The sequence below is a fragment of the Streptantibioticus rubrisoli genome, from assembly GCF_024436055.1.
GTDB classification, from domain to species: domain Bacteria; phylum Actinomycetota; class Actinomycetes; order Streptomycetales; family Streptomycetaceae; genus Streptantibioticus_A; species Streptantibioticus_A rubrisoli.
Genome location: NZ_JANFNH010000022.1, coordinates 57982 through 73149 on the forward strand (window position 1 = coordinate 57982; position 15168 = coordinate 73149).

Below are 15168 nucleotides of genomic sequence, written 5' to 3' on the forward strand. Positions count from 1 at the left end.
CGGTGCGCGGGGGTCCTTGCGGCGGGTGCCGGGATCAGACGGAGGCCGAGACGCGCTCGGCGTCCTCCTGGGCCGCCTTGAGCTCCTCGCGCACCGCCTCCAGCGACGGGTTGTGCCAGGCGCTGCGCACACCCCAGAAGTAGAAGGCCAGGCCGATCAGGGCGACGATCAGCAGGTCCCAGCCCTCGGGCAGATAGCCCTGGCCGCCGTAGTCCTTGTTGCCGACGTACGACACGAAGGCCATCACGAACAGGTAGGCGACCATCCAGACGCCCGCCTTCAGGTGCGGCTTCAGCTGCGACATCGGCTTGCGCAGCTCGTAGAAGGCCCAGATCGGCAGACCGGCCGCCATCAGCAGGATGACCTTGCCGGTCAGCGGCCACTTCGCCCAGTACAGCACCAGCGAACCGAAGACCATCGCGATCGGCGCGATCACCGGCATCGACTTCAGCTGCACCGGACGCGGCATGTCCGGCGCCAGACGGCGCAGCGACATCACGGCGACCGGGCCGGTGATGTACGAGATCACGGTGGCCACCGAGACGATCTCGGCCAGCGAGCCCCAGCCGCGGAACACCGCGAGGAAGGCGAACGCCACCACCAGGTTCAGCAGCAGCGCCGGACGCGGCACACCGGTCTTGGGGTCGACCTTGCCGAAGACGCCCGGCAGGTGGCCGTTCTCCTGGACGCCGTGGATCATGCGGGAGGTGGTGGCCGCGTAGATCATGCCGGTGCCGGACGGGGAGATGAAGGCGTCGGCGTAGAGCAGGATGGCCAGCCAGTTGATGCCCCAGGCGATGGCCAGGTCGGCCAGCGGGGACTTGAAGTTCAGCGCGGACCAGCCGCCACCGGCCAGGTCGTGCGCGGGCACCGCCATCAGGAAGGCGATCTGCAGCGCCACGTAGATCACCAGCGCGATCAGGATCGAGCTTATCACCGCGCGCGGCAGCGACTTCTTGGGGTTGCGCGCCTCGGCGGCCATGTTCAGCGGCGACTGGAAGCCGTTGTACGCCCAGACGATGCCGGAGACGGCGACCGCGTTGAAGACCGCGTTCCAGCCGTGCGGCGCGAAGCCCCCGGCGCGGCTGAGGTTGTGCGTGTCGAAGTGCGACAGCATCAAGGTGGCCGCGGTCAGCGTCGGCACCACGATCTTGAAGACCGTGATCGCCGTGTTGGTCTTGGCGAACAGCGTGATCGCCCACCAGTTGAGCGCGAAGTAGACCAGCAGCAGCACGCTGGCCAGCGCGACACCGGAGCCGGTCAGCTCGGTGCCGTTGTAGAGACCCTTCGCCCAGGACCACTTCCACGAGCTCATGTAGGTGACCGAGGCGGTCGCCTCACCCGGGATGACCGAGACGATGGCGATCCAGTTCGCCCACGCCGCCAGGTACCCGGCGAGCGAGCCGTGCGAGTACTGGCCGTAGCGGACCATGCCTCCGGCCTTGGGGAACATGGAGCCCAGCTCGGAGTAGGTGAGGGCGATGGTCAGCGCGACCACGGCACCGATCACCCAGGCGAAGATCGCCGCGGGCCCAGCCAGATGGCTTGCCTTGGCGGCACCGAACAGCCAGCCCGAGCCGATGATCGATCCGAGGCCGACGGCCGTCAGCGATACCGTGCCGAGGGAACGGCGGTAGTTGGAACCAGACAAAACGGTGGTTCCCCTTTCTTCTCCCCGTGGCCTTGCACAAACTCCGGCAGCTTAAAGGCGGGAGGGCGGTTACGGTTCCCCCGGACGGCTTTGTGTGATCTTTGCAACAGCCACGTATCGTGATCGCCGAGCCGCCCGAACGGGCCGCTCCGCGGGCGACGTTGCAGCTCAGGGGGGTTGCCCCGGACGATGGGCTGGGAATCGATCACGCACGGTCAGGAAGCGGTATCACCCACGCAAAGGCGGGGGTCAGCGGACCGGAAGGCGGTACGTCACCTTGAAGCGGTCGGCCGGGATGACCAGATCGGCGGTCTCCACCGGCCGGTCCGAGGCGTAGAAGGTGCGCGAGACGACCAGCACGGCGTGGCCCGGCACACCGCCCAGTTCCGCGGTCTCCGCGGCCAGGCCGGGGCGTGCGGAGACCTCCTCGGCCACGTTGTCCACCACGATGTCGATGGCGGCCATCCGGTCCACCACACCGCGTCCGCCCAGCGGCCCCTCCTCGGGCAGCATCACCGGGGTGCGTCCGGTGACGGCCAGCGGCTCCCAGGAGGTGGAGAGCATCATCGGCTCGCCCTCGGTGCGGAACAGGTAGCGGGTGCACATCACCCGGTCGTCCGGCTGGATGCGCAGCCGGGCGGCGATCGCCGGGCTGGCGCTCTCCTGGGTGCTCACCGACTCCCAGGTCCCCTTACAGCCCTCGTCGGCCTGCTCCTGACGGAACGGCGTCGGGCCGTACGACGGCCGGTAGCCGGAGCGGGCGATGGGCCGCGGCTCCGGCCGCTCACGGACGTACGTACCGGAGCCGGAGCGGCCCTCGACGAAGCCCTCGGCCATCAGGACCTTGCGGGCCTCCAGGGCGACCGTGTCGGAGACTCCGTAGTCCCGGCGGATACGGGCCTGTGAGGGCAACCGGGTGTGCGGGGGGAGGATGCCGTCGAGGATCTTGTTCCGCAGGTCGTCGGCGACCCGGAGGTACGCGGGCTGCTCACCAAATGGCACGTGACCCTCCACAGAGGTTGACCGGCTGCAACAGCTTGACAACGTACCGTGTCCAACCGCAAGTCAAGGCCAAGGCATCACCTCTGGATTCCCTTACGCTGGCGGGAACTAATTTCGACCGCCGCGCCGGTCGCGCCGCGCTATCCGCAGCGCCGCCGCAAGGCGCCACGCCTCCCGTCATCCACGCTGTTTACGCGACCGAAACCGCTAATCGGCTTTCAGATCAGTCGAATACGATCTCCACGACAACGGATTTCGTTGTAAGACGGGGGTTGACGCTTCAATCACGCCAGTTGTCTCATGACGTCCCCGGGAGCGACCCCCCACCGATGAGCCAGCCATAACGGAGGCGATAACGCTCCCAAGCAGAGCCCCACCGAGCCCGATGGGACGCCGTATGACCGAAATCCTGCGCACCGCCGCCGAACTCCCCGACGCCGCCTGTCCGGCCGAGCCGACAGAAACCCGGAAACTGACCCGCTCGATCGGGGTGGTCGGCGGCACCCTGCTCACCCTCTCCTGCCTCACCCCGGCCTCGTCCCTGTTCGTCATCGTCCCGGGCTCGTTCGCCACACTGGGCACCGGCACCGCGCTGACCCTGGTGATCGCCACGGTGCTGTGTATCGCGGTGGCCTTCTGCTACTCGGAGTTGGGCACCCTGATCCCCAGCGCGGGTGGCGAGTACGCCATGGTCGGCACGCTCACCGGCCGGTTCTCCGGCTGGCTGGTGTTCATCCAGGCGCTGATCGTGGTCATGATCGTCCCGCCGATCATCGCGCTGGGCACCGCCGACTACCTGGCCCCCGTGATCCATGTCGACGCCAAGGTGATGGGCGCGGCCGTGATGCTGCTGGCCACCGTGATGGGCCTGCTCGACCTGCGGGCCAACGCCTGGATCACCGGGATCTTCCTGGTACTTGAGGTGGTGGCGTCCGCCGTGGTGGCCTTCCTCGGCTTCAGCCACACCCATCGCTCCGCCTCCGTGCTGGTCCACCCGGTGATGGCCGGGGAGCACGGCGCGAGCGCACCGGTGACCAGCGGGCTGATCGTCGCGGGACTGGCGGCGGCCCTGTTCATCCTCCAGGGGTTCTCAACGGCGGTGTACCTGTCCGAGGAGATGGAGAACCCGCGCCGCACCGTGTCCCGGACGGTGCTGTGGACGCTGGCGATCGGCGCGGCCGTGGTGCTGGTCCCGGTGGTCGCCATCACCCTGGGCGCGCCCGACCTGAACACGCTGGCCGGTGGCGACATCGCGGGCATGGTGCAGAAGTGGAGCGACTCCGGCGTCGGCACCTTCATCAGCCTGTGCATCGCGCTGGCGATCGTCAACGCGGCGATCGTGATGGTGATCCAGAACTCCCGGGTGCTGTTCGCCTCGGCGCGCGACAACGCCTGGCCCGCGCCGATCGGCAGGGGCCTGGCCGCGCTGAGCAAGCGGTTCGGCTCACCGTGGATCGCCACGCTGGCGGTCGGCGTGCCGGGGGCGGTGCTGTGCTTCGTCCCGGTGGCGACGCTCAACGGCGTCACGGGTGTGGCGGTCGCCGCGCTGTACGCCTTCGTGGCGCTGGCCGCCCTCGCGTCCCGGCGCGGCGCGCACAAGGAGCGCGAGGGTGTGTGGCGGATGCCGCTGTGGCCGGTGGTTCCTGCGCTGCTGCTGGTGGTACTGGTGTGGGTGCTGGCCCAGCAGGCCGCGCGCGACCTGCTGATCACCGGTGGCGTCACCGCGGTCGCAGCCCTGTACTGGGTGTTCTACCTCAGGCCGCGCCGGGACACGCACTGGGTGATCACCATCCCCGAGGACGAGTTGGCGTCCTGAGCGGCAACGCCCACACGACGGGAGCCCGGGGTGCGGACCACTTCGCACCACCGGGCTCCGGCGTCGTTGCCCCCCGTCGGGGCGGACGGAATGTCCCGGTGGGCGGCGAACGACCACAACGGCGTCGCCCGGTCGGCCCGCACCGCGCACCACCGGCGCCGTAAGCCCCAGTCGCCGCCCACGTGGTGGAGCCGGGCGCACAACTGCCCGGTGAGCGGGGCCCGTTGGCCGCGCACCGCGGGCCCTGGGCTAGACGGTGCGGCACTGCCGGGCGGCACACCGCCGTCTCCCGGCGCCGCCGCGTTCCGTGAGCCGTCCGGCCAGCCTGTCCGCCCTGCCGCGGATCGCGGCGGCGGCACACACGACCGGTGAGTACGACTACCAACTGCGGGTGGTGTGCGCGGACCCGTCCGAACTGGAGGCGGTGGTGCAGCGGTTGAAGGAGGACCACGGCGTCAGGGAGCCGCGCAGCCGCCTGATCCTGCGCGAGGTGGAGCTGGATCCGACCCGGTTCCCGGAGGTGTAGGGGGCGGCCGGGGCTGGGGAACAGGCCGGGACCGGTCCATGTTGCACCGGCGTGACTGTTTATGGCGCAACCAATCGTGACGTCGATGTCGTGGTGATAGGCGCCGGGCAGGCTGGCTTGTCCGCCGCCTACCACCTGCGACGGCGCGGCTTCGCGCCGTACGACGGCTTCGTGGTGCTGGACGCCGACCCGGCGCCTGGCGGAGCCTGGGCGCACCGCTCGCCGTCACTGCGGATGGCGACCGTGCACGGCTTCCACGACCTGCCCGACTTCGAGCTGCCGACGCCCGACCCCGCCGCCGCGGCCCGCGACGTGGTGCCGGGCTATTTCGCCGCGTACGAGGCGAGGCACGCCCTGCCGGTGGTCCGGCCCGTCCGCGTGCGGGCGGTGCGCTCGCTGGAGGACGGCCGACTGCGGGTCGAGACCGATCAGGGCGACTGGACCGCGCGTGCGCTGATCAACGCGACCGGCACCTGGACCCGCCCCTTCCTCCCCCACTATCCCGGGCACTTCGCCGGACGCCAGTTGCACTACGCCGACTACCGGGGTCCCCAGGAGTTCGCCGGTCAGCGTGTCGTGGTGGTCGGCGGGGGTGCCTCGGCGATCCAGGTGCTGTCGGAGGTGGCCGAGGTGGCGCAGACGGTGTGGGTGACCCGGACGCCGCCGGTGTACCACGCTGGTCCGTTCACCCCGGAGTACGGCCGGTCCGTGGTGGCCAAGGTGGAGGAGCGGGTGCGGCAGGGTCTGCCGGTGCGCAGTGTGGTGAGCGTGACGGGTCTGGGCCCGAGCGTGGCGTACAGGCGTGCCGAGGAGCTGGGGGCACTGAACCGCCGTCCGATGTTCGACCGGCTCACCAAGCACGGGGTGGTCTGGGGCGAGGAGGAGCTGCCGGTGGACGCGATCATCTGGGCGACCGGCTTCCGCGCGGAGCTCACCCATCTGGCCCCGCTGGGCCTGCGCGGCCCGGGCGGCGGGATCCGGATGGACGGCACCCGGGCCGCCGCCGACCCGCGCGTCCACCTGGTCGGCTACGGCCCGTCGGCCAGCACCATCGGCGCGAACCGGGCGGGCCGCGCGGCGGTCAACGAGATCGTGAGACTGCTGGGCGCATCCGAACCCGTCCTTATCGGTAGTTGACGCGGGCGAGTCGGTCACGTCGATCGAACGGCGAGGTGGTCGCGCCGGTCGCATGGCGGGGCGATGGGTACGGTGCCGCGGCTGCTGGCATTGGTCAGAAGCAAAACCCTTCTGATGCATAGTCACGCAGTAACCACACGCGTACTGTTTGTGGCATGGGGGGGCACGAGGATCCGTGGCTCGTCCGGATCGAGGATGACGGTCGGCGGGTGCACGGTGCAGGGACGCTTCTCGACGAGGCATACGTTCTCACCTGCGCGCACGTGGTTGAGCAGGCACGGGGGAACGCGGGTGGCGATGTGTGGGTGCGCGTCGCCGGACGGGCCCAGGATCCGTACCGGGCCACCGTCGTGCCGTGCTGCTGGCAGCCGCCGCTGCCCGAGCACCGCGGGGATGTGGCGGTACTGCGGCTGGACCGGCCGGTGGCCGGGGCACCGCGGGCGCGGATCCGGCGCACCTGGCAGGACGGCGAGCGGGTGCGGGTCTTCGGCTTTCCCGCGCGTACCGACAACGGGCAGCGGGTCGACGCCGTGCTCCGCTCCTATGACTTCAGCCACGAGCGGATCCAGCTGGACGCGGTGCGGGAGCCGCGCGTCCACCAGGGGTTCAGCGGTGCCGCGGCACTGGCCGACTCAGGGGAGATCCTCGGAGTGATCGCCGAGGTGCGCGGTCCGCAGGCGGAGAGCAGTTGGATGATCTCCGCGCGCGCCCTGCAGGCCTACGCCAGCAGCGTGATCGACGACTATCTGGTGCGCCGCCCGTCCCGCGACGAGCGCTTCAGCCACCCCGCCCCGGAGGACCACCAGACCCTGGACCACCCGGTGCGGCTGGCGCTCACCCAACAGCTGGTCGCCTGGCTGGGCTCGGACGGGCCGGGCGGGGTCTGCGCGGTCGGCGGGCCCGGAGCCGTGCGGGTGGTCTCCCGGCTCGTCGGGCTGACCGTCCCGGCGTACCGGGCGGCGGCCTCGGCACTGGCGCCGGTGGCGGACGCGCCAGCCGGGACGCTCCCGCCGGTGGGCGGGGTGGACGCGGCCGTTGACGCAACCGGCAAGCCGACAGCGGAGATAGCGCAGGAGGTGGCGACCAGTCTGAGCCTGCCCACCGACACGGGGGTGCGCCTCGTCGACCAGTTGGAAGAGCTGGGGTCGCCGGTGGTCGTGGTGGTCAACTCCGTTGACGCGGCGGCCGATCCGTACGACCTGTACCAACGCGTCCTGCGGCCGGTAGCGGTCCGGGCGCCGGAGATAGGCGTCCGGCTGCTGCTGGGTTACCGCGAACTCGGCGGCGGCGACCGCGGTTCGGTGGCGTATCCGCGCGGAGCGGTCGCGGCCGACCTCGCGGGCCTGCACGCGCGGCACGGCGACGGCGAGCTTCCCGGCGCGGCCGAGCGCGTGGGGTCGCTGGACCGGTTGGTCGCCGCCGTCCGCGAGGTGGCGGCCGCGGAACGGGATGCGCTGACGGTGTATCAGCACGTGGCGCCGCGGATCAGCACGGTCCCGGAGCAGCGGGTGGCGGCCGCCGCGGCTCTCAGGGTGCGGATCGGGCTGCTCAAGGAGATCGGCGGCGTCCCGGAGCAGAACGCGGCGCTCGCCGAACCCGCCGTCCGCGCCTGGCTGGCCGGTGAACTCGCCGCCTGCACAGCCGCCGCGAACAAGGCGCTGGCCCGCGCCCAGGACCGGAGCCGGGAGCTGACCGGCCTGCTCGCTCACCGCGACCGACTCCGCGCCCGGCTCGACGCCTATCGCGCCGAGGCCGCCGCGCACGGGCTGGTCGAAGACCTCGGCGACTCCTACGAGGCCGCGCGCGGCCTTCTCTACCACGGGCTGTGCGACCTCGACGAGGCCGAACGCCGGGTCGCCGACTACCACGCGGCGGTACGCCATCGGCTCGACAGCCCTGCCGACAGCGACGCCAACGGCCGTACCGACGCGGGCAACCGGGCGCACGGGGGCGCTCGCGGAGGTGTGTGGTGAACCACTGCGATCGTCCCGGATGCCGTGGGGACCTCGACGCGGCGGGTTACTGCCGCAGCTGCCTCATGCCGCCACTGGCCGATACGGATCCAGGCCCCGATACGGATCCAGGCCCGCCGCCTCAGGAGCGGCCCGGTTCGCAGGGCACCGGGCCGGATGAGGGGTACGCGTCGACCCCCCTGCGCGCGCAGGCGCCCCGGCCCGCCGCCGCAGCACCGGCGAAGGCGCCCACCCGGCCCGTGGACGACGCCCCCTGGTGGGGACTGGCCCTGGTGGAGCTGCCCTCGATCGCCGCTCCCGCACCGGCCGAGGCGCTGCTCGCCGCACCGCGCGTGCCCGAGGACAGGCGGCTTTGCCCGCACTGCCGGGAGCCGGTCGGCGTCGGCCTTGGCGGCCAGCCCAGCCTGGTCGAGGGCCGCTGCCCGTACGACGGGACGTACTACTCCTTCGTACCGCGGTTGCGCCGGAACGAGTTGCTGGCCGACCGCTACCGGGTGCAGGGCGTCCTCGGTCACGGTGGATTCGGCTGGGTGTACCTCGCCTACGACGAGCGGTTGGAGAACCGTCCGGTTGCGCTCAAGGGGCTGATCGACGCCGACGACCCGGCGGCCGTGGAGGAGGTACACCGCGAGAAGCGGTTCCTCATCGACCTGCGGCACGACGACATCGTGGACATCCGCGACTTCGTCCTGCACACCCCCGACGACGGGCCCGAACGCCGCAGGAGTCCGGCGCACCAGGGCTATCTGGTGATGGAGTACGTGCCCGGCCACCCACTGACCAGCGCCGAGGTCCTGGGCGAGATCGAGGTCCAGCACGTGATCGGCTACCTGCTGCGCGTGCTGCGGGTCTTCGACCATCTGCACGGCAGCGGCTATCTCTTCTGCGACCTCAAGCCGACCAACCTGATGGTCTACCGGCGCGAGGTGAAGGTGATCGACCTGGGCGGAGTACAGGAGATCGGCGCACCCGGGACGGGCGCCTTCTCGGACGACTACGCCGCGCCCGAACTTGCCGTCACCGGCCCGAACGTGGCCACCGACCTCTACACGGTCGGCCGCACGCTGGACGACCTGTTCCGGGCCACCGCCCGCCGCGGTGCCGAGGAGCCGGAGTTCGACTCCCTCCGCCAGCTGATCGCGCGGGCCACCGCACACGACCCAGCGCTGCGTTTCCCCTCCGCCGCCGATATGGCCGATCAACTCAGCGGTGTCCTACGCGAGTTGGCATCGCGGCGGAGCGGGAAGGCGTACCCGGTCCCGTCCCGCCTCTTCCACCGCTCCACCGCGTTGATCGACAACGGCCTCGGCGCGCTGCCACCGCTCGGCTGGTGGACCACCCCGGCGGCGCGAACCTCCGCCGAGGAAGGCAGCTGCCGCGCGTTGACGGTCGAACCGCCGCCGCCCCTGACAGCGGCGGCCGCACTGCCGCAGCCGCTCCCCGACCCCCGGGACCCCGCCGCGGGCTTCCTGGCCACCTCGGTGCACGACGATCCCCGACTGGCCCTCAGCCAGCTCGCCTCCTACCAGCAGCCCACCACCGAGGTCGAACTGCTCAGCTGCCGACTCCAGTTACGGCTCGGCGACACCACCGCGGCGCACGCGGCACTCAACCGAGCGGCGCACCGGCAGCAGCGCGACTGGCGGACCCACTGGCATCAGGGCCTGCTGGCACTGGCCGACGAGCGGTTCAACGACGCGCGGGAGCAGTTCGCGTCCTGCCGCGCCCAGGTGCCCGGCGAACTCGCCCCGCGGCTGGCCCTGGCGCTGTGCGCCGAGTACCAGGCACAGGGCAGTGCGGAACTCGCCGCGGCAGCCGAGCAGTACCAGTCGGTTTGGGCGACCGACACCTGGTACGAGAGCGCCGTGTTCGGCCGGGCCAGGACGTTGGCCCGACGGATGGACCGGGCTGGCGCGGTCGAGGCCCTCACCGACATCCCGGAGACCTCCCCGCACCACCGCGCCGCCCGGATCGCCGCGCTGCGGCTGCTCACCGGCCGCCTCGGCAACCCTGGCTCGCCCACCGCCTCCCTGCCCGGCGCCGCCGAACTCGCCGAGGCGGAACGGCGGTTGCCGCTGCTCGGGCTGGACGAACTGGACACCCGGCGGCTGCGCACCCTCATCCGCGAGGCCGAGCTGGCGCGTGCGCTGGACCCTGCCGAAGGCTCGGCCGCCACGACGGTGCGCAAGGCCCGGTTGCTGCTGGAGGAGTGCTACCGCCGCCTGGCCCACTGGGCGCCGGACCAGGCACGACACACAGTGCTCATCGACCTGGCGAACGCGGCCCGCCCGACCACCCTCCGGTGAGGGCGCCGCGGTAGGACACTTAAGACCACGGGGAGACAGCGCATGACCGGTAGACCGGCGTTCGACCTGACGGTTAGTCATGATCCTTACCAGTACCTGCGTCGGCGCCAGGTATCCCTGTATCTCACGGTACGGGCGAGTGGTCTCGACGTCGGCTCCGACCCTGCCCGCGGCATCGATCCGCCGACCGAACTCCCCCCGCACGGCCCCCGGTTGGCCCAGGTAATGCTGCTGGACCACTCGGGCTCCATGAACTACCCGCCCACCAAGCTCCAGCGCGCCAAGGACGCGTGCTGCGCCGCCCTCGACACGCTGCGCGACGGCACCCGCTTCGCCATCGTCGGCGGCACCCACCAGGCCCGGATGGTCTACCCCCGGGAGTCCTTTCTGGCTCCGGCGAACCCGGAAACCCGCGCCGAGGCGAAGCACGCCGTGCGCGGCATCGTCCCGGGCAACCAGGGCACCATCATCGGCAACTGGCTGGACAAGGCATCGCAGCTTCTCAACGACCCGGACGCCGACCTGATCCGCCATGTGCTGCTGCTCACCGACGGCCGCAACCAGCACCAGGACCAGGCGCCGCGGACCCTGGCGAAGGTGCTCGCGGACTGCCGCCCGGTCTTCACCTGCGACGCGCTGGGCATCGGCGACGACTGGGACCCGGACGAACTGACGCAGATCTCCGAGGAGTTACAGGGCACCTCGGACGCCGTGCCGGACCTCGATGACCTCCCGGAGGTCTTCCGCGGGCTGGTCCGCAACGCGATGAGCCGCGGTGTGCGCGAAGTCGCGCTGCGCGTCCGGTGCGTTCCCGGCGTCCGCGTCTCAGCCCTTGAGGAGACCATGCCGAACCTCACCGACCTGGGCACCCACCCCTGCCCCGTCCCCGGCACCCCGGCTGTCGACTACGGCACCGGCCCGTGGCGCAACGAGACCCGGCACTATGTCGCCACCCTCGACGACGCCCGGGAGGAACCGTCCCGCACCGCCACCTCCCAACTCGACCGGCTGGCCTCGATCGAGCTGGTCACCGGCGCCATCGGAACCGACCGCGCCGTCTCGCTCGTCCCACCGCGGCCCGTCGACGTCCGCTGGATCGACCTCGCGCCACCGGCCACCCAGCTCGACACCGGCCAGGAGCGCCACCGCAAGGAGAAGGAACTGCGCGAACTGCGCCGGGACGGCGGCGCGGCCTGGCTGCGGGAGTCCTACGACGAGGCGCTGCGCTCCTGGACGCTCGCCCTGACGCTGGCTCGGGAGCTGCGGAACGAGGACGCGCTGCGGCGGCTGGACAAGGTGCTGGTCATGGACGACTCGGCCGATCCGTCCGGAGCATCGCCAGGCACGCCTCGGCTCCGTTCCGGCATCGGCCGCAAGGAGGTGCTGGCGCTGTTCATGGGCCAGTCCACCAGCACGAGTACGTACCGTTCGGCGGCGCGCCCGCCCGGCGCTCCAGCACCGGCCGACGCGCGGCCCGCCGGACCGGGGGCGACGTGCCCGCGGTGCGGCCGGGTCGCCGTGGCCGGTGCCCGGTTCTGCGAGAACCCCGACTGCGGGCACGAGTTCGCCACGCCAGAGCCGGGCCCCGTCCGATGACCGCCACGGCACCGGTCGCCGCCGCCGACCCCAGCACCGAGGCCGCCGCGCCGTCCAACACCGCCCGTACCCTCAGGCGCCTGCGGGTCGTCCTGATCGTGGGCTGCGTCCTGGTCGGCGCGCTGGGCTCGCTGGTGTTCGCCGCCGGACACGACGAGATCGTCCGGATCGGTCAGCGCTCCGGCCCGGCCGCGTTGCAGACCAGCGCCGCCTACGGGGCGCTGGTCAGCGCCCAGCAGGCGGCCGTCCATGCGGTGCGCACCCGAACCGTGGCGCTCGGCGGGCCGGGCGGCGACTACCAGAACGACATCGCGGCGGTCAACCAGGACCTGGCGGACCTGGCCGGGGACAACGTCGCGGGCCCCGCTGGCGACGACCGCATCCGGACCGTCGAGGGCCTGGTCGTCACCTACAACGCCCAGGTCGAGCAGGCAGCGGCGGACGGCCAGCAAAGCCTCCAGGCGGGGATGGCCGTCCCCGACCTGTGGTACGCCACGGTCGTGTTCGACCAGGCCGAGCAGGACCTGCGGACGCTGGCGAGTGAGGAGCAGGCACCCGTGCTGGCCCCCGACTCCCTGTCCTGGCTGCACTGGCACTGGCTGCACCGGCCCGCCGCGCTGCTCTGGCTGCTGCCGCTGGTCCTCCTCCTCGGCTTCTTCGCAGCCACCCAACTGCTGGTGCGGCGCCGGTTCCGGCGGCTGCTGAGCATCCGGCTGGCCGCGGCCGCGCTGTGCGTCCTGGCCGCCGGACTGCTCTGCGGCATCTCGCAGCGGGCGTTGGACCAGGCGCTCTCCCCGGCGCACCGTGACTTCCAGACCTCCGTCGCACTGGCCGGACAGCAGGCCACACTGACCGGGAGGGCTGCCGAGGCCGACCTCTCCGCGCTGGTGACCCGGTTCTGTCCCGGCACGGGCCACTGCGGCACCGCCATGCGGCCCCTGACAGCCCCCGACCCCCAGCAACTCCAGGCGCAGATCGTCGCCCTGCGCAAACGTCAGGACGTCAGCCAGGCGCACTTCCGCAGCGATATCCGGGCGGCAGCGGGCGGTGGAACGGCCCGGCTGGTGCTCATCCCGGGGCTCGCGGCCGCGGCCGCCGTGCTCGCCGGGACCGGACTGCGTCCGCGTATCGACGAATACCGCTTCGAGGGGCGGCCATGAGGACGCCACACGCCCGCACAACCGGTACCGCCGTCCGGCTCCTGCTGGCCCTGCTGCTGCTCGCCGCCACCGCGGCCTGCGGAAACGGCACGTCCACCACCGGGCCCACCCTCACCATGCTGGTGCCGTGGGAGGACCAATCCGAGCTCAGTGCCTTCCAGCAGGTGCTGGGCCGGTTCCAGCACGACTACCACATCACCGTCCGGCCCACCCCCACCCGCGCCCTGGACCAGGTCCTGCAGACCGAACTCCAGCGCGGCGACCCGCCCGATCTGGCCGTGCTCCCCACCCCGGGAACACTGAGCCACTACGCCCGGCAGAACTCGCTCACCCCACTCGACGGCCTGGCCGACAACTCCATCGCCCGCTCCCTCCCCGCCGAGCTGCGGCAGCGATTCGGCCCGCAGTGGTACACGCTGATCGAGGCCGGTACCCAGCACCCCTACGCCGTCGTCGTCAAAGCCAACGTCAAGAGCCTGCTCTGGTACGACCCGCGGCGACTCGGGCAACCGGCCCCCGGCACCTCGTCGCAACTGGCCGACCTGGACGGCACGCTCTCCCGGCAGCGCGGGACGCCATGGTGCCTGGCGCTGGCCGACCCGCCCAACTCCGGCTGGCCGGGCACCGACTGGATCGAGGACATCCTGCTGCACCAGTCCGGCCCGCGGGTCTACGCCCAGTGGGTGAACGGCCAACTCGCCTGGAACTCGCAGCCGGTGCTGTCCGCCTGGCAGACCTGGGGCCGCCTGGCGGGCGATCCCGCGAAGGTCTACGGCGGTGCCTCCGGCGCGCTGCTGACCCCCTACAGCCAGGGGGACCTGCCCCTCTTCAACCGTGCGGGTGGCTGCTCGCTGGCGCACGGCGCGCTGGTGCCGAACAGCAACGGCACTCCGCGCTACCGGCCGGGGCGCGACTACGACTTCTTCCCGTTTCCGCCCAACAACGCTGCGGCGAAGCCGAGTTACGAGGTAGCGGGCGATCTGCTGACGGTCTTCCGCGACTCCCCCGCCGCCGACCGGTTCCTCTCCTTCATGGCCAGCACCGAGGCCCAGCGGATCTGGCCGGAGAACCAGCCCGATCAGGCGTTCTCCGCCGACCGTGAGGTGACCGGCCAACTCCGGTCCACCTACGCCGGTGACCGGGTCGCCGCGCGCATCGACCAGATGCTCACCTCGCCGGACGCCACCCTCTGCTTCGACGCCTCGGACAGCATGCCGGAAACCATGGCGGCCGCCTTCGACCGGGCCGTGCTCGCCTATCTGCAGAACCCGGGCCAACTACCCGCGCTGCTCGACCGGTTGGACCAGGTACGGGCCGGTGCCTACAGCACCGACCATCCCTCCTTCACCTGCGGAACCTGACAGCCCAAGGAGACCCCATGCCCGAGCGGATCGAGTTCACGCTGGACTCCGGCGGAACGGTGGTGGTGGAGAGCCCGGACGAGGGCGTCGGCACCTCACCCGCCGGCCGCATCAGCCTGGCGCACGCAGGCGCCACGCTACGAGAGGCGCTGGCACCCGTGACCCGCGCCGCCTCCGACATGCTCGACTCCCTGCACGGGCTGCCCCGCCGACCAGACGAGGTGCAGATCGAGTTCGGCGTCAAACTCGACGGCACTATGGGCGCGCTGATCGCCACCGCGAGCACGGGAGTTCACCTCAACATCACCCTCAAGTGGTCCCCCGCCTCGGCGAAGCCCGTCCCGTCAACGGCTTCCGCGGACCCGGGCGGACCGACCTCTCGGTAGCGAGTCGGCGGCGTCGACCCGTGAAGCCGAGTCAGGGGCCGCCGACGTGCGAGACGCTCCGGGCGAGTTGGCCCACGGCGTTGAGGATCCAGTGCCCGAAACTGGTCGGAGCGACCAGCACGCCGAAGACCAGGACAATGACCACGGTCAGCTTTTCATCGAACCTGCTCCGTGCTTGTGTGCGCCGACGCAACCGCACGACGATGATCACGGCCAGCAGAATCGCCACGTTGATGGTCAATATCACCCGGCCC

Annotated in this window: 12 protein-coding genes; 9 read left to right on the forward strand and 3 right to left on the reverse strand. The window is 71.5% G+C overall.

Annotated features, from left to right (window positions below):
• Positions 1–34: 34 nt before the first annotated feature.
• Together NON19_RS18910 and NON19_RS18915 are read right to left on the reverse strand one after the other, a co-directional pair.
• Positions 35–1651 (reverse strand): APC family permease, encoded by a 1617-nt coding sequence (locus tag NON19_RS18910; RefSeq protein ID WP_255929617.1) that lies wholly within the window; start codon positions 1649–1651, stop codon positions 35–37.
• Positions 1652–1900: 249 nt separating this feature from the next.
• Complete coding sequence (locus NON19_RS18915) at positions 1901–2653, reverse strand: GntR family transcriptional regulator (RefSeq protein ID WP_255929619.1); 753 nt, start codon at positions 2651–2653, stop codon at positions 1901–1903.
• Between the two features lie 397 nt (positions 2654–3050).
• Here NON19_RS18915 and NON19_RS18920 point away from each other — a divergent pair, with 397 nt between their 5' ends.
• From NON19_RS18920 to NON19_RS18960, 9 genes are all read left to right on the forward strand, one after another.
• Positions 3051–4469: an APC family permease gene (locus NON19_RS18920; protein WP_255929621.1), complete on the forward strand. Its 1419-nt coding sequence runs from the start codon at positions 3051–3053 to the stop codon at positions 4467–4469.
• 307 nt (positions 4470–4776) lie between these two features.
• Positions 4777–4995, forward strand: coding sequence for an Lrp/AsnC ligand binding domain-containing protein (locus tag NON19_RS18925; RefSeq protein ID WP_255929623.1), 219 nt, complete (start codon positions 4777–4779; stop codon positions 4993–4995).
• A 90-nt stretch (positions 4996–5085) separates the two neighbouring features.
• Positions 5086–6132 (forward strand): NAD(P)-binding domain-containing protein, encoded by a 1047-nt coding sequence (locus NON19_RS18930; protein WP_255929625.1) that lies wholly within the window; start codon positions 5086–5088, stop codon positions 6130–6132.
• Positions 6133–6287: 155 nt separating this feature from the next.
• A complete protein-coding gene (locus tag NON19_RS18935) occupies positions 6288–8105 on the forward strand; it encodes a trypsin-like serine peptidase (protein ID WP_255929627.1) in 1818 nt (605 codons plus the stop codon).
• A 239-nt stretch (positions 8106–8344) separates the two neighbouring features.
• Positions 8345–10411 carry a serine/threonine-protein kinase gene (locus tag NON19_RS18940; RefSeq protein ID WP_255929629.1) on the forward strand — a complete coding sequence of 689 codons (2067 nt, stop codon included), beginning with the start codon at positions 8345–8347 and terminating at the stop codon, positions 10409–10411.
• Positions 10412–10453: 42 nt separating this feature from the next.
• Entirely contained in the window at positions 10454–12007 is a 1554-nt protein-coding gene (locus tag NON19_RS18945) for a vWA domain-containing protein (RefSeq protein WP_255929631.1), read from the forward strand.
• Complete coding sequence (locus tag NON19_RS18950) at positions 12004–13167, forward strand: GlnX family signal transduction membrane protein (protein WP_255929632.1); 1164 nt, start codon at positions 12004–12006, stop codon at positions 13165–13167. The genes NON19_RS18945 and NON19_RS18950 overlap by 4 nt, the downstream gene beginning before the upstream one ends.
• Positions 13164–14528 (forward strand): ABC transporter substrate-binding protein, encoded by a 1365-nt coding sequence (locus tag NON19_RS18955; protein ID WP_255929633.1) that lies wholly within the window; start codon positions 13164–13166, stop codon positions 14526–14528. Before NON19_RS18950 ends, NON19_RS18955 begins: the two co-directional genes overlap by 4 nt.
• 17 nt (positions 14529–14545) lie before the next feature.
• Complete coding sequence (locus tag NON19_RS18960; protein WP_255929634.1) at positions 14546–14914, forward strand: CU044_2847 family protein; 369 nt, start codon at positions 14546–14548, stop codon at positions 14912–14914.
• A 31-nt stretch (positions 14915–14945) separates the two neighbouring features.
• On the opposite strand, the gene NON19_RS18965 is transcribed toward NON19_RS18960, so the two are convergent.
• Positions 14946–15158: a hypothetical protein gene (locus NON19_RS18965; RefSeq protein ID WP_255929671.1), complete on the reverse strand. Its 213-nt coding sequence runs from the start codon at positions 15156–15158 to the stop codon at positions 14946–14948.
• Positions 15159–15168 lie beyond the last annotated feature (10 nt).

Bases quoted from the DNA above. Each gene is read 5' to 3' on its own strand.
- NON19_RS18920 (WP_255929621.1), top strand. From the start codon at position 3,051: ATGACCGAAATCCTGCGCACCGCCGCCGAACTCCCCGACGCCGCCTGT.
- NON19_RS18935 (WP_255929627.1), top strand. From the start codon at position 6,288: ATGGGGGGGCACGAGGATCCGTGGCTCGTCCGGATCGAGGATGACGGT.
- NON19_RS18945 (WP_255929631.1), top strand. From the start codon at position 10,454: ATGACCGGTAGACCGGCGTTCGACCTGACGGTTAGTCATGATCCTTAC.
- NON19_RS18950 (WP_255929632.1), top strand. From the start codon at position 12,004: ATGACCGCCACGGCACCGGTCGCCGCCGCCGACCCCAGCACCGAGGCC.
- NON19_RS18955 (WP_255929633.1), top strand. From the start codon at position 13,164: ATGAGGACGCCACACGCCCGCACAACCGGTACCGCCGTCCGGCTCCTG.
- NON19_RS18960 (WP_255929634.1), top strand. From the start codon at position 14,546: ATGCCCGAGCGGATCGAGTTCACGCTGGACTCCGGCGGAACGGTGGTG.